The sequence below is a fragment of the Vibrio sp. SNU_ST1 genome, from assembly GCF_030563405.1.
Classification (GTDB): Bacteria; Pseudomonadota; Gammaproteobacteria; order Enterobacterales; family Vibrionaceae; genus Vibrio.
This window is the reverse complement of sequence record NZ_CP130748.1, coordinates 2894604-2915355: the sequence shown is the minus strand read 5'-3', so window position 1 is coordinate 2915355 and position 20752 is coordinate 2894604. Positions and strand designations below refer to the sequence as shown.

The 20752-nt window shown below is 45.0% G+C and carries 26 protein-coding genes; 22 read left to right on the top strand and 4 right to left on the bottom strand.

Annotated elements, in window-relative coordinates; all coding sequences use genetic code 11:
• Positions 1-23: 23 nt before the first annotated feature.
• Both Q5H80_RS12975 and Q5H80_RS12970 read right to left on the bottom strand, forming a co-directional pair.
• Entirely contained in the window at positions 24-494 is a 471-nt protein-coding gene (locus Q5H80_RS12975; RefSeq protein WP_009848923.1) for a TIGR02444 family protein, read from the bottom strand.
• Positions 491-2413, bottom strand: coding sequence for an ABC transporter ATP-binding protein (locus Q5H80_RS12970; RefSeq protein WP_304565287.1), 1923 nt, complete (start codon positions 2411-2413; stop codon positions 491-493). Before Q5H80_RS12970 ends, Q5H80_RS12975 begins: the two co-directional genes overlap by 4 nt.
• A 174-nt stretch (positions 2414-2587) precedes the next feature.
• Here Q5H80_RS12970 and kefG point away from each other — a divergent pair, with 174 nt between their 5' ends.
• The 5 genes from kefG to Q5H80_RS12945 all read left to right on the top strand — a co-directional run bounded on the left by kefG (position 2588) and on the right by Q5H80_RS12945 (position 7218).
• The gene (gene kefG / locus Q5H80_RS12965) at positions 2588-3172 is read left to right on the top strand and encodes a glutathione-regulated potassium-efflux system ancillary protein KefG (RefSeq protein WP_304565285.1); all 585 of its coding nucleotides are present in this window, start codon (positions 2588-2590) and stop codon (positions 3170-3172) included.
• Positions 3159-4955: a glutathione-regulated potassium-efflux system protein KefB gene (kefB, locus tag Q5H80_RS12960; RefSeq protein WP_304569419.1), complete on the top strand. Its 1797-nt coding sequence runs from the start codon at positions 3159-3161 to the stop codon at positions 4953-4955. Before kefG ends, kefB begins: the two co-directional genes overlap by 14 nt.
• Positions 4956-5131: 176 nt before the next feature.
• Positions 5132-5332 (top strand): YheV family putative zinc ribbon protein, encoded by a 201-nt coding sequence (locus Q5H80_RS12955; RefSeq protein WP_009848927.1) that lies wholly within the window; start codon positions 5132-5134, stop codon positions 5330-5332.
• A 94-nt stretch (positions 5333-5426) separates the two neighbouring features.
• Positions 5427-6017: a peptidylprolyl isomerase gene (gene slyD, locus Q5H80_RS12950; protein ID WP_009848928.1), complete on the top strand. Its 591-nt coding sequence runs from the start codon at positions 5427-5429 to the stop codon at positions 6015-6017.
• A gap of 235 nt (positions 6018-6252) precedes the next feature.
• On the top strand, positions 6253-7218 hold the full coding sequence (locus tag Q5H80_RS12945; RefSeq protein ID WP_304565277.1) for an isoaspartyl peptidase/L-asparaginase family protein: 966 nt from the start codon (positions 6253-6255) through the stop codon (positions 7216-7218).
• Positions 7219-7399: 181 nt separating this feature from the next.
• On the opposite strand, the gene Q5H80_RS12940 is transcribed toward Q5H80_RS12945, so the two are convergent.
• Positions 7400-7627: a SlyX family protein gene (locus tag Q5H80_RS12940; protein WP_009848930.1), complete on the bottom strand. Its 228-nt coding sequence runs from the start codon at positions 7625-7627 to the stop codon at positions 7400-7402.
• A gap of 5 nt (positions 7628-7632) precedes the next feature.
• Positions 7633-8610 (bottom strand): WD40 repeat domain-containing protein, encoded by a 978-nt coding sequence (locus Q5H80_RS12935; RefSeq protein ID WP_304569418.1) that lies wholly within the window; start codon positions 8608-8610, stop codon positions 7633-7635.
• A gap of 131 nt (positions 8611-8741) precedes the next feature.
• Here Q5H80_RS12935 and fkpA point away from each other — a divergent pair, with 131 nt between their 5' ends.
• The 17 genes from fkpA (at position 8742) to rpsC (ending at position 20744) form a co-directional block, all read left to right on the top strand.
• Entirely contained in the window at positions 8742-9518 is a 777-nt protein-coding gene (gene fkpA, locus Q5H80_RS12930) for an FKBP-type peptidyl-prolyl cis-trans isomerase (protein WP_304565233.1), read from the top strand.
• 205 nt (positions 9519-9723) lie between these two features.
• Positions 9724-10449, top strand: coding sequence for a transcriptional regulator (locus Q5H80_RS12925; RefSeq protein ID WP_012604921.1), 726 nt, complete (start codon positions 9724-9726; stop codon positions 10447-10449).
• Positions 10443-10832, top strand: a complete 390-nt coding sequence (tusD, locus tag Q5H80_RS12920; protein WP_304565230.1) for a sulfurtransferase complex subunit TusD — start codon at positions 10443-10445, stop codon at positions 10830-10832. The genes Q5H80_RS12925 and tusD overlap by 7 nt, the downstream gene beginning before the upstream one ends.
• Positions 10829-11185: a sulfurtransferase complex subunit TusC gene (tusC, locus tag Q5H80_RS12915; protein ID WP_304565228.1), complete on the top strand. Its 357-nt coding sequence runs from the start codon at positions 10829-10831 to the stop codon at positions 11183-11185. The genes tusD and tusC overlap by 4 nt, the downstream gene beginning before the upstream one ends.
• An 8-nt stretch (positions 11186-11193) precedes the next feature.
• Positions 11194-11469: a sulfurtransferase complex subunit TusB gene (tusB, locus tag Q5H80_RS12910; protein WP_304565226.1), complete on the top strand. Its 276-nt coding sequence runs from the start codon at positions 11194-11196 to the stop codon at positions 11467-11469.
• A 181-nt stretch (positions 11470-11650) separates the two neighbouring features.
• A complete protein-coding gene (rpsL, locus tag Q5H80_RS12905) occupies positions 11651-12025 on the top strand; it encodes a 30S ribosomal protein S12 (RefSeq protein ID WP_012604917.1) in 375 nt (124 codons plus the stop codon).
• A 103-nt stretch (positions 12026-12128) separates the two neighbouring features.
• Entirely contained in the window at positions 12129-12599 is a 471-nt protein-coding gene (rpsG, locus tag Q5H80_RS12900) for a 30S ribosomal protein S7 (RefSeq protein ID WP_012604916.1), read from the top strand.
• Between the two features lie 166 nt (positions 12600-12765).
• Positions 12766-14862: an elongation factor G gene (gene fusA / locus Q5H80_RS12895; protein ID WP_012604915.1), complete on the top strand. Its 2097-nt coding sequence runs from the start codon at positions 12766-12768 to the stop codon at positions 14860-14862.
• 146 nt (positions 14863-15008) lie between these two features.
• Positions 15009-16193: an elongation factor Tu gene (tuf, locus tag Q5H80_RS12890; RefSeq protein ID WP_012604914.1), complete on the top strand. Its 1185-nt coding sequence runs from the start codon at positions 15009-15011 to the stop codon at positions 16191-16193.
• Positions 16194-16673: 480 nt separating this feature from the next.
• Positions 16674-16985 carry a 30S ribosomal protein S10 gene (gene rpsJ / locus Q5H80_RS12885; protein WP_004736761.1) on the top strand — a complete coding sequence of 104 codons (312 nt, stop codon included), beginning with the start codon at positions 16674-16676 and terminating at the stop codon, positions 16983-16985.
• A 14-nt stretch (positions 16986-16999) separates the two neighbouring features.
• The gene (gene rplC, locus Q5H80_RS12880; RefSeq protein WP_004736763.1) at positions 17000-17629 is read left to right on the top strand and encodes a 50S ribosomal protein L3; all 630 of its coding nucleotides are present in this window, start codon (positions 17000-17002) and stop codon (positions 17627-17629) included.
• A gap of 16 nt (positions 17630-17645) precedes the next feature.
• Positions 17646-18248: a 50S ribosomal protein L4 gene (gene rplD, locus Q5H80_RS12875; protein WP_004736764.1), complete on the top strand. Its 603-nt coding sequence runs from the start codon at positions 17646-17648 to the stop codon at positions 18246-18248.
• The gene (gene rplW / locus Q5H80_RS12870) at positions 18245-18547 is read left to right on the top strand and encodes a 50S ribosomal protein L23 (protein WP_004736765.1); all 303 of its coding nucleotides are present in this window, start codon (positions 18245-18247) and stop codon (positions 18545-18547) included. Before rplD ends, rplW begins: the two co-directional genes overlap by 4 nt.
• Positions 18548-18561: 14 nt before the next feature.
• Positions 18562-19386: a 50S ribosomal protein L2 gene (rplB, locus tag Q5H80_RS12865; RefSeq protein ID WP_017076297.1), complete on the top strand. Its 825-nt coding sequence runs from the start codon at positions 18562-18564 to the stop codon at positions 19384-19386.
• A gap of 19 nt (positions 19387-19405) precedes the next feature.
• Positions 19406-19684, top strand: a complete 279-nt coding sequence (gene rpsS, locus Q5H80_RS12860) for a 30S ribosomal protein S19 (RefSeq protein ID WP_004736729.1) — start codon at positions 19406-19408, stop codon at positions 19682-19684.
• Between the two features lie 10 nt (positions 19685-19694).
• Positions 19695-20027 (top strand): 50S ribosomal protein L22, encoded by a 333-nt coding sequence (rplV, locus tag Q5H80_RS12855; RefSeq protein ID WP_004736732.1) that lies wholly within the window; start codon positions 19695-19697, stop codon positions 20025-20027.
• Positions 20028-20045: 18 nt separating this feature from the next.
• Positions 20046-20744, top strand: coding sequence for a 30S ribosomal protein S3 (rpsC, locus tag Q5H80_RS12850; protein ID WP_004736734.1), 699 nt, complete (start codon positions 20046-20048; stop codon positions 20742-20744).
• The last annotated feature ends 8 nt before the right edge of the window (positions 20745-20752 follow it).

Genomic DNA, 20752 nt, shown 5'->3' with positions numbered 1-20752 from the left:
GAATAAAAGGAAAAGGAAATGCGTTAGGGCTGTGGTGCTGGTTCAGAAAAAGCGTCGTAGAGATTTTCCGCCCCTAATAAACGACAGTACTGTAAAGCGAGCGGTGATTGTTGGTTCGCTGTAAGCTGAAGAGACTTAATACAGTCGACGAGGTCGGACTGTTGTTGCTTTTCAAGCTGCAGCTCAAATTGTAAGGCTTCACGGTAGAGTGAATCAACAACGTGTGCTTTGAGGTGTTTACGCAGCTCTCGATAACTATGAAGCAAGGTTTCAGAGCGACTTAAGCATTGTTGCACCTTGTGCCACTCCTCCTCAGCGAAAGAGAGTTGCTGCTCATCAAGCCATTTGAGAAGCAGCAGTAGATTGACGTTGCCATGGAATTGGTTTTGCAAAGCTAAGCACGCATCCTTAACACCGCGCACACTGTAATACTGAAGGCTAAATTGCCATAGTCGTTCCAGTGTTAATGATATTGGTGCGTGCTCTGGGCTCATAAGCTATCCATATCCAGTTCCATCTGCTCAAGCTCTTCTTGAGTGGACATCCAATCCATTTCAACTTCTTCTAGCTGTGACTTACTGCTCGCTTGTAGAGCGAGTACTTTATTCAGTTTAGCCTTATTTTCAGCTTCATAAAGTGAAGTGTCAGATAATTGCTGTTCAGCCTCTTCAAGATCAAGCGTCAACTTATCCATTTTCTTTTCAAACTGAGTCAATTGTTTGCGAATCGGCGCGGTTAGTTTTCTGAACTCTGCTTCTTTACGTTTCTGCTCTTTTTTTGCTGCTGCACTGTTGGCGCCATCTTTTGCTGGTGCCAATGCTTGTGCTTCTTTGCGCTCAACTTTCTGTTGTTCGGTTAGCCACTTGTAGTAATCGCTTAAATCACCATCAAACGGTGCTACTTGGCGGTCGTGTACAAGGTATAAATCATCGGTAGTCGCACGCAGTAGGTAACGGTCGTGCGATACGATAACCATTGCGCCTTCAAACGTCTGCAGGGCAAAAGTTAGCGCTTGACGCATGTCGAGATCCAAGTGGTTGGTTGGTTCATCGAGTAGTAATAGGTTCGGTTTTTGCCATACCAGCAGAGCCAATACCAAACGCGCTTTTTCACCACCAGAGAACGGTGCCACTTTATCGAGCGCTTTTTCACCTTGGAAACCGAAGCTACCTAGGTAATCACGCAGTTGTTGCTCGGTGTGTCTTGGCGCAATCTGCATCATGTGCTGAAGTGGTGTCTCTTCCGGGTGCAGTGTCTCTAATTGGTGTTGGGCAAAGTAACCCATTTTAACGCCTTGCGAATAACTTAGCTCGCCACCTTGTTGTTTCAGTTCACCTGAAAGCAGCTTAATCAGCGTCGATTTACCTGCACCATTTCGACCAAGCAAACCAATACGGCTGCCCGGTACTAGGTTTAGGCGAATCTTCTCTAGAATCAGATTGTCATCGTAACCTGCAGATACCTCGTCCATCATCATGATTGGGTTTGGTAGTGCGTCTGGTTCTCTAAATTCAAAGCTGAAAGGGTTATCAAACTGAGCGGGCAGTACTTGTTCCATTTTCTCTAGCGCTTTAATACGGCTTTGCGCTTGGCGAGCTTTTGAAGCTTTATAACGGAAACGGTCAATGTAGCTCTGCATGTGCGACATTTGTTTCTGCTGCTTTTGGTACATCGCTTGTTGCAGAATTAGTTTTTGCGCTCGTTGGGTTTCGAACGACGAGTAGTTACCGGTGTATTCATTGAGCAGTTGATTTTCAACATGCACGATGCGATTGACGATAGGATCCAAGAAGTCCCTATCGTGTGAGATAAGAACGAGTGTACCTGGGTAGTTTTGTAACCAGCGTTCTAGCCACATTACAGCGTCTAAATCCAAGTGGTTGGTTGGCTCATCGAGTAACAGTAGGTCACTGCGACACAGTAGGGCTTGCGCTAGGTTCAAACGCATACGCCAACCCCCTGAAAATTGAGTCAGGTTCCATGTCATTTGTTCTTGGCGAAAGCCTAGGCCGTCTAACAGCTCAGCCGCGCGTGCCTTGATGCTATAACCACCAATGGTTTCAATCTTGCCATGGATCTCTGCGACTAATGTGCCGTTGTCGGCTTGTTCGGCTTTCTCAAGTTGATCTTCAAGGCCACGGTATTCACGGTCGCCATCAATCACGTATTCAATTGCTGTTCTTTCTAATGCAGGTGTTTCTTGAGCAACCCAAGCCATTTCCCAATGGGCTGGTTTACTGAATGAGCCAGCATCAATAGACAGTTCGTCCTTAATTAGGGCGAACAGCGTAGATTTACCACAGCCATTTTTACCAACCAAACCGATTTTGTCGCCAGGCTGAAAAGTGGCAGACGCTTGGTCGAGGAGTGGCTTACCGCCGCGTAGCAATTGAATATCAGAGAAAGTAATCATAATTGAAATAGCATAGAAATTAGAGGTGAACAGACGCCTGCATAGTAGGCTGAAACCAGATAAAAGTCGATCACAATGCAATTTGCGTTATGATGCCAATAACATATTAGTAACTTTTGCTTAAATTCTTGTGGCCTTGCCACCGTTTAGCCTTCAAAGGAATGTTTCAAAGGAATGAGTAATACTCCCTCGACAGACAACCCCGTGCCAAAGGTGCTGGTCATCTATGCGCACCCAGAGCCGCAAACCTCTATCGCTAACCAGATCATGGTTAAAAAGATAGAGTCGCTTGGGAATGTCAAAGTCCACGATCTCTACGCCATCTATCCTGACTTCTTTATTGATGTGCCTTCTGAGCATGCATTGCTGCTTGAATATGATGTGATCGTGTTCCAACACCCTTTGTTTATGTATTCGTGCCCATCACTACTTAAAGAGTGGTTTGACCGAGTATTAGGCAAGGGGTTTGCGTTTGGTGAGCAAAGTGCGCTTAAAGGTAAACACTGGCGCAGTGTGATTACTACCGGTGGTAAAGAAGAGGCGTTTGGTGCCGCAGGCTATAATAAATATCCATTACAAGAGATTTTGCAACCATTCGAGCTAACCGCTGCTTTGTGTCAGATGCACTGGATACCCCCTTTGGTTTTACACTGGGCACGAAATGTCACCGATATGACGCGTTATCAACACGCAGAAGCGTATCGAAATTGGTTGCGAGACCCGCTACAAGATATAGGAGCAGATGATGGCTCTGACTAATGATTTTCTACAAAGTAGCGTTATATTTTTAGCGGCTGCTGTGGTTGCGGTTCCTATCGCGCAGCGAGCTGGCTTGGGTTCAGTACTCGGTTACTTATTAGCGGGTGTGGCGATTGGCCCATGGGGACTTGGTTTAATCAGTGATGTAGAGGCGATTCTACACTTCTCCGAATTCGGGGTGGTACTGCTGCTCTTTTTGATTGGTCTCGAACTTAATCCGAAAAAACTGTGGCAGATGCGAGCCCCCATTCTCGGACTCGGTGGCGCGCAAGTTCTGATCACCACTCTGATTATTACCGCCATCGCGTGTATGTTTGGTTTAACTTGGCAAACTAGCTTAGTCATCGGCATGGGTTTAGCTTTGTCTTCGACCGCTATTGCGTTACGTGTTATTGAAGAGCGAGAGCTTGGTGGAAAAGAAGCGGGGCAGTCAGGCTTTGCAGTATTACTTTTCCAAGATATAGCCGTTATCCCTATGTTGGCGATGCTGCCTTTGCTCGCTGGCAATACGGGCGGCAGTTGGGCTGACATGTTGTGGATGCTAGGTGGTGTCATTGGCTTGCTTGTCGGTGGTCACTTCTTGTTGAGGCCGCTGTTCCGCTACGTAGTCATGAGCGGTGTTCGTGAGTTGTTCACCGTCGCAGCGCTGTTATTGGTGATTGGTATTGCTGTCATTATGCAGCAGATTGGTTTGTCGATGGCATTAGGTACTTTCTTGGCGGGCGTACTTCTGGCTGAAAGTGAATATCGACACGAGTTAGAAATCGCGATTGACCCATTCAAAGGGTTACTGCTTGGTCTGTTCTTTATCTCTGTAGGTATGGCGGTAAACTTAGGTTTACTGGCAGAAAGCCCATTCGCAATACTTATCGCGGTATCGTCTCTGGTCGTATTGAAAGGCTTAGTGCTGTATGCGCTAGCTCGTATCTTCGGAACACTTGCAAAAGCGCGTAGTCGCATGGCGATGATTCTCAGCCAAGGTGGTGAGTTTGCCTTCGTTATTTTTACCGCGGCGAGTGCACAAGGCATCTTAAGCGGCGACCAAGTGTCGTTCTTACTGGTTGTTGTGAGCCTATCTATGGTGACAACTCCATTGATGCTTAAGCTGCAAGACCGATTCTTTGCGCGTCAGCTTAATCAAATCAGTGAAAGCGCGATGTCTTCGGATGTGGTTGATCGTAGCCCTCGAGTGATTATTGCAGGCTTTGGTCGTTTCGGTCAGATCATTGGTCGTCTGATGTATGCCAACAAGATTCGTATCACCGTCCTTGAAAGTGATGCCAGCCAAATACATATCCTTAGGAAGTTCGGCTACAAGGTATTTTACGGTGACTCGACTCATCTTGAATTATTACGCGCAGCCGGAGCTGATAAAGCGGAAGCGATCGTGTTGTGTACCGACTCTCCAGACGAAATCATGAAAACTGTCGACTTGTGTAAGCAGCACTTCCCACAGTTAAAGATTTTAGCGCGTGCTCGAAGCCGTGTTGAAGCGTATCAATTACTTAACCACGGTGTGAGCAACTACTCGCGTGAAACCTTCCTTGGGGCATTAGATTTAGGTCGTCAAACATTGACCGAACTTGGCATGCATCCATATAAAGCGAAGCGAGCAGAAGCACATTTTAGGAAACTGGATAATGGTATGCTGAAAGAGTTGCTGCCTCAGCATAACGAAGATGCCGAGTTAGCTCAAAGAGCGAAAGAGGCTCGCAAAGAGCTTGAAGAGATTTTTGGACACGAGATGGAAAACGATCACCAATCTCGAAACTATTGGCAGTAGCTTGAAGTGATAACTAATGCTTGAGCTTAGAAATGAAGCTTGGGCATAGAAATATAGCTTGAGCTCTAGAAATAAAAGTCTAGATAACTAATCTAATAATAAACGTGGTCTCTGCTTTGCCTTTAATAGAGCTAGAGCGGAAGAACTGCGAATCCAGAGTAGTAAAGGATATGAACGTGAAACAGAAAAAACGCTTTATCGCAGGGGCGAGCTGCCCAAGCTGCAAGACTCAAGACACACTCCGTTGGTGGATTGAAAATAATATCGAGCTGGTGGAATGTGTCGATTGTGACTTCACAGAACAGCGTAAACCGAAAACTGTAGAGAAATCTGAACACGCGAATCAAGAAATGATCGGTATTTTTAAGCCTGAGTGATTGAGTTTCGTCAATTGATCCCCATAATATCCGGGTACAGAATTTTTCCTAAGCTCAACTGTTCGAGCTTAGTCCAAACCTCCTTGGAGCTCTCATGAAAATTGAAAAGAACGTAGTAGTTAGTGTTGCATATCAAGTGAAACTTGAAGATGGCGTAGTAGTTGACCAATCAACTGCAGAAGCTCCACTAGATTACCTTCACGGTCACAACAACCTAATTACAGGTCTTGAAAAAGAGCTTGAAGGCAAAGTCGCTGGCGACAAGTTCTCAGCAACTGTTACTCCAGAAGACGCTTACGGCGAGCACAACGATGACTTAGTTCAACGTGTTCCTGCAGACGTATTCCAAGGTGTTGAGCAAATCGAAGTTGGCATGCGTTTCCTAGCGGATACTGACCAAGGTCCAATCCCAGTTGAAGTTACTGAAGTAGATGGCGACGAAGTTGTTGTTGACGGTAACCACATGCTAGCTGGCCAAACTCTAACGTTTGACGTTGAAGTTGTAGCGGTTCGTGAAGCGACTGAAGAAGAAGTTCAACACGGTCACGTACACCAAGAAGGCGGCTGTGGCGGTCACGACCACGATCATGATCACGAAGGTGGTTGCTGTGGTGGCGAAGGCCATGACCACGCTGAAGAGAAAAAAGACGGCTGCTGCGGCGGCGGTAGCTGTGGTTCTCACTAATACCGAATTAACGGTTTAGTTTAAGAATATTGAAAGCCTCCCTTGTGGAGGTTTTTTTCGTTTAGGGTGCTAGCTGTTTGAGTTGGCTTTTCGTCTACTAAACTAATTGTCTGCAAATCTTAGTGTCCGCAAATCTAAGCGTTCGTAAATAGTTTGGTTTTCGCTATCAGACATCAAACCTTGGATGTGGTATTGATAGCACAACATTATAAGTCGACGTCAGTGGAGAGTTTGTATGTCACAGCCTTTTTCAATTGCCATTCATGGTGGTGCAGGCACCATCTTACGAGAGCAAATGAGTGATGAATTAAAAACGGGTATTACCGAGGCTTTGGAAAAATCGGTTTTGGCTGGCTATCAAGTATTACAGTCGGGTGGCGATGCTCTGGATGCAGTGGTTGCTTCAGTTAAGGTGATGGAAGACAGTCCCCACTTTAATGCCGGAAAAGGTTCTGTTCTGACTCATGATGAATTTGTTGAGATGGATGCTTCTGTGATGCACGGTCGTGAAATGGATGCGGGGGCTATTGCCGGTGTCCGCCATATCAAAAATCCAATTGAGCTTGCGCGTGATGTGATGCTTAAAAGTGACCATGTGCTGCTGATTGGTGAAGGCGCCGAGAAGTTTGCATTTGAGCATGAACATATCTTCACTGAGCAAGATTACTTCTTTACTGAGCGTCGTTATGACCAACTTCAGTCGATGAAAGAGAAAGGTATTTTTGCTTTGTCTGAAGCGAAATATGATGAAGAGCAAGCTGATAAATATCCCGATGATAAAAAGTACGGCACGGTTGGCGCGGTCGCATTAGATCAAGCCGGAAACTTAGCAGCCGCAACCAGCACTGGTGGCGTAACCAATAAAAAATACGGTCGTGTGGGAGATTCTCCAATCATCGGTGCAGGCACTGTTGCTGAAAATGGCAACGTGGCCGTTTCAACAACAGGTATGGGGGAGTTCTTCCTTAGAAAGATGGTTGCCAGTGATGTGGCGGCACGAATGCGTTACCTCAAGGAAGATGTGCATACGGCTTGTGAAACGATTATTCAAGGTGAATTGAAAACCATGGGTGGTGAAGGCGGCTTGATTGCTATCGATGGACAAGGTGATATTCATTTCGGTATGAACAGTTCTGGAATGTATCGCGCGAGCGTTGATACTAACGGTTGCGTGGAAGTGAAGATTTATGCCGATGACTAAGCTTGTATTGGCTTAACTGGCTTTAGTTAAATTAGCGCAGACTAAATAAACAAAAGGGCGACAGATAAGCATCTGTCGCCCTTTTAGTTTTCTATGTCCCGTCCTGAAATGTGTTTACACATCGAGGATGAGAGACTAGCGATGTGCGTCGCTAGAACCAATTCGTTATTTGGAACCGCACTTAATAGTGTGGAGGTGGCGTCTCTTCTGATGCGTCTGCTAGGTTAGAGCCATCCATATTTTTCACTTTGCCCACCACGAACTTCATTTGGTCTTGCATTCTCGTGATCAACATCTGTTGTTGGCTAAGCGCTTCATTGAGTTCTTCAATGGTTTGTTCTTGGAAAGCCAACTGACATTCTAGGTCATTCACGCGGCTTTCTAATTGTTCAACTCGCTTTTCTGTCATCGTTCTTAATCCACATTCCAAGCTTGGGCAATGCCCGCAGAGGTGCCCGATATCACACGGTTCTTATCATCAAAGGCTGCATCATACACTACCGCACGAGGAGGGCGAGCATCTTTTAATGGCTCGGCGTCGTGGCGAGAAATGCGTTTACCATCTTGAGTATTCCACACGCTTACTTGGCTAGATGGCGTACCCGTTACTAACATACTGCCGTCATCAGAAAAGCGAGCACTCGAGAAAATCAGCTGTCGAGACCAGCTCTGCAATTGCGCTTGAGGATGACCTGTTTCTAGATCCCAGATCATCGCTTGATTACCTCCATCGGAGGTAAAAGCTAGCTCTCCATCTCGTTGTAAGGCAACTCGTACGACTCTTTGTTCATGCTCGAATGTACGTAATACCAAGCCTGATTCGGTATCCCAAAGGTAAGCTTTATAGTCGTTACCACCTGATAATGCGTAGCGCCCATTCGAAGATAGGGAGACGGAATTAACTTTTTCTCGGTGAGCGAGGAACTCCAGACGGCGTCCGGTGACTAAGTCCACATAGATAGCTTTGCCATTAGACAGGCCCAGCAGTACTTTTTCACCGTTGCTAGAGATATCAACATCGCGAATTAAGCCATCGGAAATCGACCATAGCCCTTCAGCTTGTGTCCAAGATAAGTCCCAAACGGCGAAATTCATCTGACTGGCGGTAATGGCAAAGCGACCATTGTCAGAGATGCGAATACGCGATACTTGATTTTCGGATTGATCTTGTGGACCAAGCTGAGCCAGTTCTTTGTTCTGGGCAAGATCCCAAAGGAGCAGCTGTTTTTGTTGCGAGTAGAGCAGGGCGAAGCGTCCATCTCTACTTAGCGCAAAGCTGGTGGCGCCGTTGGGTTCAATTTCCCAGCGTTGGTCATCATCTTGGAAGAAAAAGCAGCCATTTAACAAGGTGATGACAATCGTACATAGCAATGAGTGGAAAAATATTCGCATCACATCCAATAATCCGGTTTGTGTCGAAAGACATATGACTAGTATATTGTTATAACTAACGTATTCACACCAATCTAATCATTAGATTTGTGCACAATAACCAATGGCTTGGCCATTAATTGGAGAATTCAATGAAATCAGTTTTAAAAGTATCACTGCTTGCCGCAACGGTTATGCTAGCAGTTGGTTGTCAGAAAGAAGAACCAAAGGCAGAAGCTCCACAGGTAGAAGAAGTTAAAGTTGCAGCAGTAAACTTTAAAACAGAAGATGACAAAGCGGCATACGCAATCGGTGTATCTTTCGCTAACTACTTAAGCACAAGCATTGATAAGCCAAGCGAGCTAGGTATTAACCTAGACAAAGCGATGGTTCTTCAAGGTATCGAAGACGTATTCGCAGAGAAGACGGCACTTAACGAAGAAGAGACACGTGCAGCTCTTGAAGCTCTAGACAAGCGTGTTGCTGAAACGATGCAAGCACAAGCAGCAGAAAAGTCAGCAGAAGTGAAGAAAGCGGGTGATGATTTCCGTGCTGAGTTCGCTAAAACTGAAGGCGTTAAGCAAACTGAATCTGGTCTACTTTACCAAGTAATGACGGCTGGTGAAGGCGCTTCTCCAAAAGACACTGATACGGTTCAAGTACACTACAAAGGTACGCTAACAGACGGTACTCAGTTCGATAGCTCTTACGATCGTGGCGAACCAGCAACATTCCCACTAAACCGAGTAATCCCAGGCTGGACTGAAGGTGTACAACTGATGCAAGTGGGTTCTAAGTACAAGTTCGTTATCCCGCCAGAGCTAGCATACGGTGAGCAAGATACACCGACTATCCCAGCTAACTCAACGCTAGTATTCGAAGTGGAACTACTAAACATCGATAACGCTGGAGCAGCTCCTGCACAATAATATCGGTTAAAAGCCTCGTACTAAAATACGTTGATTGAATAAAAAGCCTAACTTTAAGTTGGGCTTTTTTTATGACTTGAATATGAGTATTTGATTTTTAAACTTGTTCTAAATCACTAGTTGCAATGTTAGCTAGGTGTGCAATTAAAATTTTCTGATAAACTTACATAAATTTGTTGATTTTTCACACGAAGGTAAGGAATAAGTGACTACTACAGAAACAGTCAATGCGGACATGTTACTCGAAATGGAATCAGTCCATGTCATGCCATTCAGTGAACACGATAAAATTATCTTAAGATCTTATGAGGCCGTAGTTGATGGTATTGCGAGTCTTATAGGTCCGTTTTGTGAAATCGTTTTACACTCTTTAGAAGACCTCAATACTTCAGCGATTAAAATTGCCAATGGTGAAAATACAGGTCGTCAGGTTGGTTCGCCAATCACCGATCTTGCATTGAAAATGTTGAAAGATATTGAAGGTTCTAAGCGTAACTTCTCTCGTTCATATTTTACTCGCGCTAAAGGCGGGGTGCTAATGAAGTCGATCACGGTTGCTATCCGCAATGGTGAAGACCGAGTGATTGGCTTACTGTGTATTAACGTGAACTTAGATGCGCCATTCTCACAAGTGCTGCAATCTTTCATGCCTACGCAAGATGCGGACGAAGCTGCGTCATCTGTTAACTTTGCTAGTGATGTTGAAGAACTTGTCGACCAAACGGTTGAACGCACGATTGAAGAAATCAATGCAGACAAATCAGTATCGAACAACACCAAAAATCGCCAAATCGTGATGGAGCTGTACGACAAAGGTATTTTCGATATCAAAGACGCGATTAACCGTGTTGCTGAGCGATTGAATATCTCTAAGCACACAGTGTACTTGTACATCCGTCAACGTAAAACAGAGGATGAAGAGGGTTGTTAAGCTATACACTCTTAGTTAATGGACCCGTTTACGGCTCACAATCCGCAAGAAGTGCTTATCAGTTTGCTGTGGCTCTATTGAAACAGGGCCACAAACTTCACAGTGTGTTCTTCTATCAAGACGGCGTCAGTAATGGCTCTGGCATTACTGTGCCTGCTAATGATGAATTTGATTTAGCTGCCGCTTGGAAAAAACTGGCGGACGAGCACAATGTTAGCTTAGAGACATGTGTTGCAGCTGCGCTAAGGCGTGGAGTTATCAGCACTGAAGAAGCGACGCAACATCAACTGAGTGCATCTAACTTGGCGACAGGGTTTACCCAAGCTGGCTTAGGGAGCTTATCTGAAGCACTTCTGACGCAAGATAGGGTTGTCCAGTTTTGAGCACATTAGCATTTGTATTTAACAGCTTCCCTCATACAACGGCCGCGGGTAGGGAAGGGCTAGACGCATTGTTAGCGGCTTCAGCTTACAGTGAAGACATTAGCGTATTCTTTGTCGGTGATGGCGTTACACAGCTTCTCAAAGCGCAACAGCCTGATGAATCCCTATCACGTGACTATATTTCTGCATTCAAGCTTATGGACCTCTACGACATCGAGCAGGTTTACGTGTGTCAACATAGCCTCAATCAGTTTGGTCTCTCGACTGATAATTTACTGATCGATGTGACTGCGCTAGAAATGAATGAGTTGACGCAGAAGTTAGCTCAGAGCCAAAAAATACTGACTTTCTAGGGAACGTTATGCTTCATATTGTAAAATCAGTAGACAAACTCAAGCTTGCATTGATGTACTCGCAACAAAAGGACCATATCCTTTTAGTTGAAGATGCGGTGTATGTTTGCCTTCCAAATCATGAGTTATTCAATCAAATCTCAACCGTTAAACATGTGTCGGTATTAAAAACAGATCTTTATAGCCGAGGTTTACAACAACTTGCTTCAAGCACTCTGGATCAAGTGGACTTCGATGGGTTCGTAAAACTGACTGTTTTGATCGCCAAATCAGTCACTTGGTAGCTGCATTTTATCAGTGTGGTTAAAAAAAGACCATCCTGAGCTCTAGACGGCTAAAAAAGATCTGTATATTTCTTGACACACATCCCACTGCTGAATAGAATTTTGCGTCCCTATTTACACTATGTGTAATAGGGCTAGATTTTTCATCAAGCTTACTTTCAAGTAAATCAGGAGCTAGTTAATGGCAACTATTAACCAGTTGGTACGTACTCCTCGTGTAAAGCAGGTTGTTAAAAGCAACGTGCCTGCACTAGAAGCGTGCCCACAAAAACGTGGTGTATGTACTCGCGTATATACTACTACTCCAAAAAAACCGAACTCAGCACTACGTAAAGTATGTCGTGTTCGTCTAACTAACGGCTTTGAAGTTACTTCATACATCGGCGGTGAAGGTCATAACCTTCAAGAACACAGTGTTGTTCTTATCCGTGGTGGTCGTGTTAAAGATTTACCAGGTGTGCGTTACCACACTGTTCGCGGTGCACTTGACTGTGCAGGCGTTAACGACCGTAAGAAAGGTCGTTCTAAGTATGGTGTGAAACGTCCTAAGTCTTAATGCGTCTTTTTTTAAAAGAAAGCGTTAAGTAAGGCCAAACACTATTTATTTATTATTCTGAAAAGTTTTGGAAAAAACCTGAAGAAGACAACGGAGAAATTCCATGCCACGTCGTCGCGTAATAGGCCAGCGTAAGATCCTTCCAGATCCTAAGTTCAAATCTGAACTGCTGGCAAAATTCGTTAACATCCTTATGGTTGACGGAAAAAAATCTACTGCAGAGAAGATTGTTTACACTGCACTAGAAGTTATGGCTGAGAAATCTGGTAAAGATCACTTAGCTGTATTTGAAGAAGCTCTTGAAAATGTTCGTCCAGCGGTAGAAGTTAAATCTCGCCGTGTGGGTGGTTCAACTTACCAAGTACCTGTAGAAGTTCGTCCGGTTCGCCGTAACGCTCTTGCTATGCGTTGGGTAGTTGAAGCTGCGCGTAAGCGTGGTGAAAAATCTATGGCTCAACGCCTAGCTGCTGAAATGCTAGACGCGTCTGAGAACAAAGGTACTTCGGTTAAGAAACGTGAAGACGTTCACCGTATGGCTGACGCAAACAAAGCGTTCGCACATTACCGCTGGTAATACCTTTTTAGTGCTGCAAGTTTCCTTGCAGCACTTCTTTAGTTCCTATGCTTATGCTAGGAACTATTGCTATTTCTAGGGCAAGCACTTTTTAGCGAAGTATCGCTTTTAACGCATAATCTAGACATAGCAATAGTCCCTAAGTCTCTAATAAGAGGATTCAACCGTGGCTCGTAAAACTCCTATTGAGCAATACCGTAATATCGGTATCGTTGCTCACGTAGATGCAGGTAAAACAACCACAAGTGAACGTATTCTGTTCTATACCGGTCTTTCTCACAAAATCGGCGAAGTTCACGATGGTGCAGCAACCATGGATTGGATGGAGCAAGAGCAAGAGCGCGGTATTACGATCACTTCAGCAGCAACTACTACGTTTTGGCGTGGTATGGAAGCTCAGTACTCTGACCACCGTATTAATATCATCGACACTCCGGGGCACGTTGACTTCACAATCGAAGTAGAACGTTCTCTGCGTGTACTTGATGGTGCAGTTGTTGTGTTCTGTGGCTCATCTGGTGTTGAACCTCAGTCAGAGACAGTATGGCGTCAAGCTGATAAGTACCAAGTTCCACGTATGGTTTTCGTTAATAAAATGGACCGTACAGGCGCAGACTTCTTGCGTGTAGTTGAACAGATCAAGGATCGCCTAGGCGCAACTCCTGTTCCAATTCAACTGAACATTGGTGCTGAAGAAAACTTCCAAGGCGTTGTCGATCTTATCAAGATGAAAGCGATTAACTGGAACGAAGCTGACCAAGGCATGACTTTCACGTACGAAGATATTCCTGCAGACATGCAAGAAATGGCTGAAGAATATCGTACAGAACTTGTTGAAGCTGCTGCAGAAGCAAATGAAGAGCTGATGGATAAGTACCTTGAAGAAGGTGAATTAACAGAAGCTGAAATTAAACAAGGTCTTCGTACTCGTACCCTTAATAATGAAATCGTACTTGCTACTTGTGGTAGTGCATTCAAAAACAAAGGTGTACAAGCTGTTCTAGATGCAGTTGTTGACTTCCTTCCTTCTCCAGTCGATGTACCTGCAATTAAAGGTATCGATGAAGACGAGAACGAAGCAGAGCGTCATGCAGACGACAAAGAACCGTTCTCAGCGCTAGCATTTAAGATTGCAACAGACCCATTTGTTGGTACTTTGACTTTCATCCGTGTTTACTCTGGTGTTGTTGAAAGTGGTAAAACAGCTTACAACTCCGTGAAAAAACAACGTGAACGTTTAGGGCGCATTGTTCAAATGCACTCAAACAAGCGTGAAGAAGTAAAAGAAGTACGAGCAGGTGACATCGCAGCCATTATCGGCCTTAAAGATGTAACTACTGGTGAAACTCTATGTGATCAGAACCATAAAATCGTTCTTGAGCGTATGGAATTCCCAGATCCAGTTATTCAGATCGTTGTAGAGCCTCGCTCTCAAGCTGATCAAGATAAAATGACTATCGCGTTAGGTAAGCTAGCGGCAGAAGATCCATCGTTCCGTGTTGAAACGGATGACGAGACTGGCCAGACACTAATATCTGGTATGGGTGAACTGCACTTAGATATCATCGTTGACCGCATGAAGCGCGAATTTAGCGTGAACTGCAACGTTGGTAACCCGCAAGTTGCTTATCGTGAAACCATTCGTGGTACAGCGAAAGCTGAAGGTAAATTTATCCGCGAACATGGTGGTAAAGGACAGTACGGTCACGTGTGGCTGAAACTGGAACCATCAGAAGCCGGTGAAGGCTTTGTCTTCGTAGATGAAATTGCCAATGGTATCGTGCCAAAAGAGTTCATTACCTCTGTCGCTAAAGGCGTTGAAGAACAAATGAACAATGGTGTATTAGCGGGCTATCCAGTTTTGGATATCAAAGCTACACTATATGATGGTTCTTACCATGAAGTAGATTCAAGTGAGATGGCGTTTACAATCGCTGCCTCTATGGCTTTCAGAACGGGTGCACTAGAAGCGCAACCAGTTTTGCTTGAGCCTATGATGAAAGTTGAAGTAACTACTCCAGAAGACTGGATGGGTGACGTTGTTGGCGATATTAACCGTCGTCGTGGCATCATCGAAGGTATGGACGAGGGGACAGCTGGCCTGAAGATAATTCGTGCACAAGTTCCGTTGTCTGTCATGTTCGGTTACGCAACTGATTTACGTTCTGCGACACAAGGTCGTGCTTCTTACTCTATGGAGTTTAGTGAGTACGCTGAAGTGCCAAAAAATGTTGCTAATGCAATCATTGCAGAGCGTGGTTAAACAAAAGGGACGCATTTTTTTCATTTTTTGAAAGAACAATGCGTCCAAATATTGCGCTAACGAGAGTTGGCGCATAAAATAGCAATTTCTGGCGCGTCTCGCTCAATAATGAACGTGGCGAATCATAACTAGGAAGGAACACGATTGTGTCTAAAGAAAAATTTGAACGTACGAAACCGCACGTAAACGTTGGTACTATCGGCCACGTTGACCACGGTAAAACAACTCTAACTGCTGCTATCTGTACTACACTTGCAAAAGTGTACGGCGGTGTTGCTAAAGATTTCGCATCTATCGATAACGCTCCTGAAGAGCGCGAGCGCGGTATCACAATCGCAACTTCTCACGTTGAGTACGATACTCCTGAACGTCACTACGCACACGTAGACTGTCCTGGACACGCCGATTATGTTAAAAACATGATCACTGGTGCTGCTCAAATGGACGGCGGTATCCTAGTTGTTGCTGCTACAGATGGCCCTATGCCACAAACTCGTGAGCACATCCTACTTGGTCGTCAAGTTGGTATCCCTTACATCATCGTATTCATGAACAAATGTGACATGGTTGATGACGAAGAGCTACTTGAGCTAGTAGAAATGGAAGTTCGTGAACTTCTTTCTGAGTACGAGTACCCAGGAGACGACCTTCCAGTAATTCAAGGTTCTGCACTTGGCGCTCTAAACGGCGAAAAGCAGTGGGAAGACAAGATCGTTGAGCTTGCAGAAGCACTAGATTCTTACATTCCACTTCCAGAGCGTGCTGTTGATCTACCGTTCCTACTTCCTATTGAAGATGTATTCTCAATCCAAGGTCGTGGTACTGTAGTTACTGGTCGTATCGAGCGCGGTATCCTACGTGTAGGTGACGAAGTAGAAATCGTTGGTATCAAAGAGACTACTCTTACTACTTGTACTGGTGTTGAAATGTTCCGTAAGCTGCTTGACGAAGGTCGTGCAGGTGAGAACGTTGGTGCACTTCTACGTGGTACTAAGCGTGATGATGTTGAACGTGGCCAAGTACTTTCTGCTAAAGGTTCAATCAACCCACACACTAAGTTTGAGTCTGAAGTATACGTACTTTCTAAAGACGAAGGCGGCCGTCACACTCCTTTCTTCAAGGGTTACCGTCCACAGTTCTACTTCCGTACAACTGACGTAACAGGCGATATCACTCTACCTGAAGGCGTAGAAATGGTAATGCCAGGTGACAACGTTCAAATGACTGTTGAGCTAATCGCTCCAATCGCAATGGACGAAGGTCTACGTTTCGCAATCCGCGAAGGTGGCCGTACAGTTGGTGCTGGTGTTGTAGCTAAAATCTTCGCTTAATAGCATTTAGATTTTTGCACACTCTTCATTAGAAGAACTGCATAAGAAAAGGGATGCTTCGGCTTCCCTTTTGTTTTTCTGACCCCTTTCGTTTTTATAATCCCCCAAGTGTCCCCCTGTTCTTTGTAATTCGACTTTCGTCATTCAACTACCGTCGATTACCCTCATCAAAGAAATTCCGATTATTTTTCCAACACCACTTGCATACTAAAACGTGATCTGTATAATGCATCGCACTGGCTAACGCCGGTTTGTGAACCAATGAGCACTGAGGAGTAGGTCTTACCTAGTAATGTATACTCAGCTTATGTTCGCGGTTAATAAAAATAGTAAGCCTTGTGTTTACTTCAAAAGTTAACTGACAATGCGTCCTAATCTTGGATGCTACGGTTTCACATAAATCAATCGGCATTCTCTCGTTCTTTCGAGCTTGAGTGGCGATATTGTTTGTGTAATTTTTAATAATTGGAGCTCTGTCTCATGCAGAACCAACGTATTCGTATCCGCCTTAAAGCGTTTGATTACAAGCTAATCGATGCTTCAACTGCGGAAATCGTTGAAACAGCAAAACGTACTGGCGCACAGGTTCGTGGTCCTATTCCACTTCCTACTCGTAAAGAGCGTTTCACTGTTCTTACCTCTCCACACGTCAACAAAGATGCACGTGATCAGTACGAAATTCGTACTCACAAGCGTTTGATCGACATCGTTGAGCCAACAGATAAAACTGTTGATGCTCTAATGCGTCTTGATCTTGCAGCTGGCGTTGATGTTCAAATCAGCCTAGGTTAAGGGAGATAAGAATAATGATTGGTCTAGTCGGACGTAAAGTGGGTATGACCCGCGTATTTACTGAAGAAGGCGTTTCTATCCCAGTAACTGTTGTTGAGGTTGAAGCGAACCGTATTTCTCAAGTTAAAACTCTTGAGACAGACGGCTACGCAGCAATCCAAGTAACTACTGGTGCTAAGAAAGCTAACCGTGTAACTAAACCTGAAGCTGGTCACTTCGCGAAAGCGGGTGTTGAAGCAGGTCGCGGTCTTTGGGAATTCCGTTTAGAAAACGGCGAAGAGTTTGAAGTTGGCGCTGAGCTAAACGTAGAACTTTTCAACGAAATTAAAAAAGTAGACGTTACTGGTACATCTAAAGGTAAAGGCTTCCAAGGCGCTATCAAGCGTTGGAACTTCTCTACTCAAGATATGACTCACGGTAACTCTTTGTCTCACCGCGCACCGGGTTCAATTGGCCAATGTCAAACTCCAGGCCGCGTGTTTAAAGGCAAGAAAATGGCAGGTCACATGGGTGCTGAGCGTGTAACGACTCAAAACCTAGAGATCGTACGTGTTGACGCTGAGCGCAATCTACTCCTTATTAAAGGTGCAGTACCAGGCTCAACAGGCGGTAACGTGATCGTAAAACCTGCTGTTAAAGCATAACGTCTAGGAGTAAGTAATGGAATTGATGGTTAAAGGTGCTGATGCACTAACTGTTTCCGAGACTACTTTCGGACGTGACTTTAACGAAGCTCTAGTACACCAAGTAGTTGTTGCGTATGCAGCAGGTGCTCGTCAAGGTACTCGTGCTCAAAAGACTCGTTCTGAAGTATCAGGCGGCGGTGCTAAGCCATGGCGCCAAAAAGGTACTGGCCGTGCACGTGCTGGTACAATTCGTAGCCCAATCTGGCGTACAGGTGGTGTTACTTTTGCTGCGAAACCACAAGATCACAGCCAAAAAGTAAACAAAAAAATGTACCGCGGTGCTATGAAGAGCATTCTGTCTGAGTTGATTCGTCAAGAGCGTCTAATCGTTGTTGATAACTTCTCTGTAGAAGCACCAAAAACAAAAGAACTTGTAGCTAAGCTTAAAGAGCTTGAGCTAAACGACGTTCTGATTGTGACTGGCGAAGTAGATGAAAATCTATTCTTAGCTGCTCGTAACCTATACAAAGTAGATGCACGTGATGTTGCTGGTGTTGATCCAGTATCACTAATCGCTTTCGACAAGGTTCTGATGACTGCTGACGCAGTTAAGCAAGTTGAGGAGATGCTAGCATGATCACTGAAGAGCGTATCTTAAAAGTTCTACGTGCTCCGCACATCTCTGAAAAAGCAACTATGGCAGCTGAGAAAGCGAACACTATCGTTTTCAAAGTAGCTAAAGATGCAACTAAGAAAGAGATCAAAGCAGCTGTAGAAAAGCTATTTGAAGTTGAAGTTAAGTCTGTAAATACTCTTGTATTAAAGGGTAAGACCAAGCGTCAAGGTATGCGTGAAGGCCGTCGTTCAGACGTTAAGAAAGCCTACGTTACTTTGAAAGAAGGTCAAGATCTTGACTTCGTTGGCGGCGCGGAATAACAGGAGTAGTAAAAATGGCTATTGTTAAATGTAAGCCGACTTCCCCTGGTCGTCGTCACGTCGTTAAAGTTGTTAACGCTGACCTGCACAAGGGTAAGCCATACGCACCACTTTTAGAGAAAAACTCTAAGAACGGTGGTCGTAACAACAACGGTCGTATTACAGTACGTCACATCGGTGGTGGTCATAAACATCATTACCGTCTGATTGACTTCAAACGTACTAAAGATGGCATCCCAGCGAAAGTTGAGCGTCTAGAATACGATCCAAACCGTAGTGCTAACATCGCTCTAGTTCTGTACGCAGACGGTGAGCGTCGTTACATCATTGCACCTAAAGGTGTTAACGCAGGCGACCAGATTCAATCTGGCGTAGATGCTGCAATCAAAGCAGGTAACACTCTGCCGATGCGCAACATCCCAGTAGGTTCTACTGTACACTGTGTTGAACTTAAGCCTGGTAAAGGTGCTCAACTAGCTCGTTCGGCTGGTGCTTATGCTCAAATCATCGCTCGCGATGGTGCATACGTAACTATCCGTCTACGTTCTGGTGAAATGCGCAAAGTTCTTTCTGAAGGTCGTGCAACGATCGGTGAAGTTGGTAACTCTGAGCATATGCTACGTGAACTTGGTAAAGCTGGTGCTTCACGCTGGCGCGGCGTACGTCCAACCGTACGTGGTGTAGTAATGAACCCGGTGGATCACCCACATGGTGGTGGTGAAGGCCGCACATCTGGTGGTCGTCACCCAGTTTCTCCTTGGGGCGTTCCTACTAAGGGCTTCAAGACTCGTAAGAACAAGCGCACTGACAAGTACATCGTACGTCGTCGCACTAAATAATTTATAAAGAGGAATCGCCATGCCACGTTCTCTCAAGAAAGGTCCTTTTATTGACCTACACTTGCTGAAGAAGGTAGAGAAAGCGGTGGAAAGCGGAGACAAAAAGCCTATTAAGACTTGGTCCCGTCGCTCAATGATCATCCCAACAATGATTGGTTTGACCATCGCTGTCCATAATGGTCGTCAGCACGTCCCTGTTTTCGTTACCGAAGAAATGATCGGTCACAAACTAGGCGAATTTGCACCAACTCGTACTTATCGCGGTCATGCTGCAGATAAGAAAGCTAAGAAGAAATAAGGAGTAGATGATGGAAGCTTTAGCTAAACATAACTTTGCTCGTATTTCTCCACAGAAAGCTCGCTTAGTTGCAGACCAAATTCGCGGTAAGTCGGTAGACCAGGCTCTAGAAATTCTAACTTTCAGCAACAAAAAAGCTGCTGTTTTAGTTAAGAAAGTTCTTGAGTCAGCTATCGCTAACGCGGAACATAACGAAGGTGCAGATATCGACGATCTAAATGTCGCTAAAATCTTCGTAGATGAGGGCCCTATCATGAAGCGTATTATGCCTCGTGCTAAAGGCCGTGCGGATCGTATCTTGAAGCGTTCAAGCCACATCACTATTGTTGTAGCAGATCGCTAAAGACTAGGAGAGTAAGCAATGGGTCAGAAAGTACATCCTAATGGTATTCGTCTTGGCATCGTTAAGCCTTGGAATGCTACATGGTTTGCTAATACCAACGAATTCGCTGACAACCTAGACGGCGACTTCAAGGTACGTCAGTTCCTTACCAAGGAACTACAAAAAGCATCATTATCTCGTATCGTTATCGAGCGTCCAGCGAAGAGCATCCGTGTGACTATTCACACTGCTCGTCCTGGCGTTGTTATCGGTAAGAAAGGTGAAGACGTAGAGAAGCTACGCGCAGCTGTAGCTAAAATCGCAGGTGTACCAGCGCAAATTAACATCGCTGAAGTACGTAAGCCTGAGCTAGATGGTCAGCTTGTAGCTGATAGCATCGCGTCTCAACTAGAGCGTCGTGTTATGTTCCGTCGTGCAATGAAGCGTGCGGTACAAAATGCTATGCGTCTAGGCGCTAAAGGCATCAAAGTACAAGTAGGCGGCCGTCTTGGCGGTGCTGAAATCGCACGTTCGGAGTGGTACCGTGAAGGCCGTGTGCCTCTACACACTCTACGTGCAGACATTGATTACGCAACTTCTTCGGCTCACACCCAATACGGTGTGATCGGCATTAAAGTTTGGATCTTCAAAGGTGAGATTCTAGGCGGTATGCCAGCTGCTAACGCAGTAGAGCCAAAAGGCGATAAGCCTAAGAAGCAGCGTAAAGGCCGTAAGTAAGGAGTCGA

What these genes read in the sequence shown, in the direction of transcription:
- Q5H80_RS12975 (WP_009848923.1), bottom strand. Translation starts at nt 494, where the DNA reads ATGAGCCCAGAGCACGCACCAATATCATTAACACTGGAACGACTATGG.
- Q5H80_RS12970 (WP_304565287.1), bottom strand. Translation starts at nt 2,413, where the DNA reads ATGATTACTTTCTCTGATATTCAATTGCTACGCGGCGGTAAGCCACTC.
- rpsC (WP_004736734.1), top strand. Translation starts at nt 20,046, where the DNA reads ATGGGTCAGAAAGTACATCCTAATGGTATTCGTCTTGGCATCGTTAAG.
- rpsS (WP_004736729.1), top strand. Translation starts at nt 19,406, where the DNA reads ATGCCACGTTCTCTCAAGAAAGGTCCTTTTATTGACCTACACTTGCTG.
- tusB (WP_304565226.1), top strand. Translation starts at nt 11,194, where the DNA reads ATGCTTCATATTGTAAAATCAGTAGACAAACTCAAGCTTGCATTGATG.
- rpsL (WP_012604917.1), top strand. Translation starts at nt 11,651, where the DNA reads ATGGCAACTATTAACCAGTTGGTACGTACTCCTCGTGTAAAGCAGGTT.
- Q5H80_RS12935 (WP_304569418.1), bottom strand. Translation starts at nt 8,610, where the DNA reads ATGCGAATATTTTTCCACTCATTGCTATGTACGATTGTCATCACCTTG.
- rplW (WP_004736765.1), top strand. Translation starts at nt 18,245, where the DNA reads ATGATCACTGAAGAGCGTATCTTAAAAGTTCTACGTGCTCCGCACATC.
- kefG (WP_304565285.1), top strand. Translation starts at nt 2,588, where the DNA reads ATGAGTAATACTCCCTCGACAGACAACCCCGTGCCAAAGGTGCTGGTC.
- Q5H80_RS12940 (WP_009848930.1), bottom strand. Translation starts at nt 7,627, where the DNA reads ATGACAGAAAAGCGAGTTGAACAATTAGAAAGCCGCGTGAATGACCTA.
- rplD (WP_004736764.1), top strand. Translation starts at nt 17,646, where the DNA reads ATGGAATTGATGGTTAAAGGTGCTGATGCACTAACTGTTTCCGAGACT.
- slyD (WP_009848928.1), top strand. Translation starts at nt 5,427, where the DNA reads ATGAAAATTGAAAAGAACGTAGTAGTTAGTGTTGCATATCAAGTGAAA.
- rpsJ (WP_004736761.1), top strand. Translation starts at nt 16,674, where the DNA reads ATGCAGAACCAACGTATTCGTATCCGCCTTAAAGCGTTTGATTACAAG.
- rplB (WP_017076297.1), top strand. Translation starts at nt 18,562, where the DNA reads ATGGCTATTGTTAAATGTAAGCCGACTTCCCCTGGTCGTCGTCACGTC.
- kefB (WP_304569419.1), top strand. Translation starts at nt 3,159, where the DNA reads ATGGCTCTGACTAATGATTTTCTACAAAGTAGCGTTATATTTTTAGCG.
- fkpA (WP_304565233.1), top strand. Translation starts at nt 8,742, where the DNA reads ATGAAATCAGTTTTAAAAGTATCACTGCTTGCCGCAACGGTTATGCTA.
- rplC (WP_004736763.1), top strand. Translation starts at nt 17,000, where the DNA reads ATGATTGGTCTAGTCGGACGTAAAGTGGGTATGACCCGCGTATTTACT.
- rplV (WP_004736732.1), top strand. Translation starts at nt 19,695, where the DNA reads ATGGAAGCTTTAGCTAAACATAACTTTGCTCGTATTTCTCCACAGAAA.
- rpsG (WP_012604916.1), top strand. Translation starts at nt 12,129, where the DNA reads ATGCCACGTCGTCGCGTAATAGGCCAGCGTAAGATCCTTCCAGATCCT.
- Q5H80_RS12945 (WP_304565277.1), top strand. Translation starts at nt 6,253, where the DNA reads ATGTCACAGCCTTTTTCAATTGCCATTCATGGTGGTGCAGGCACCATC.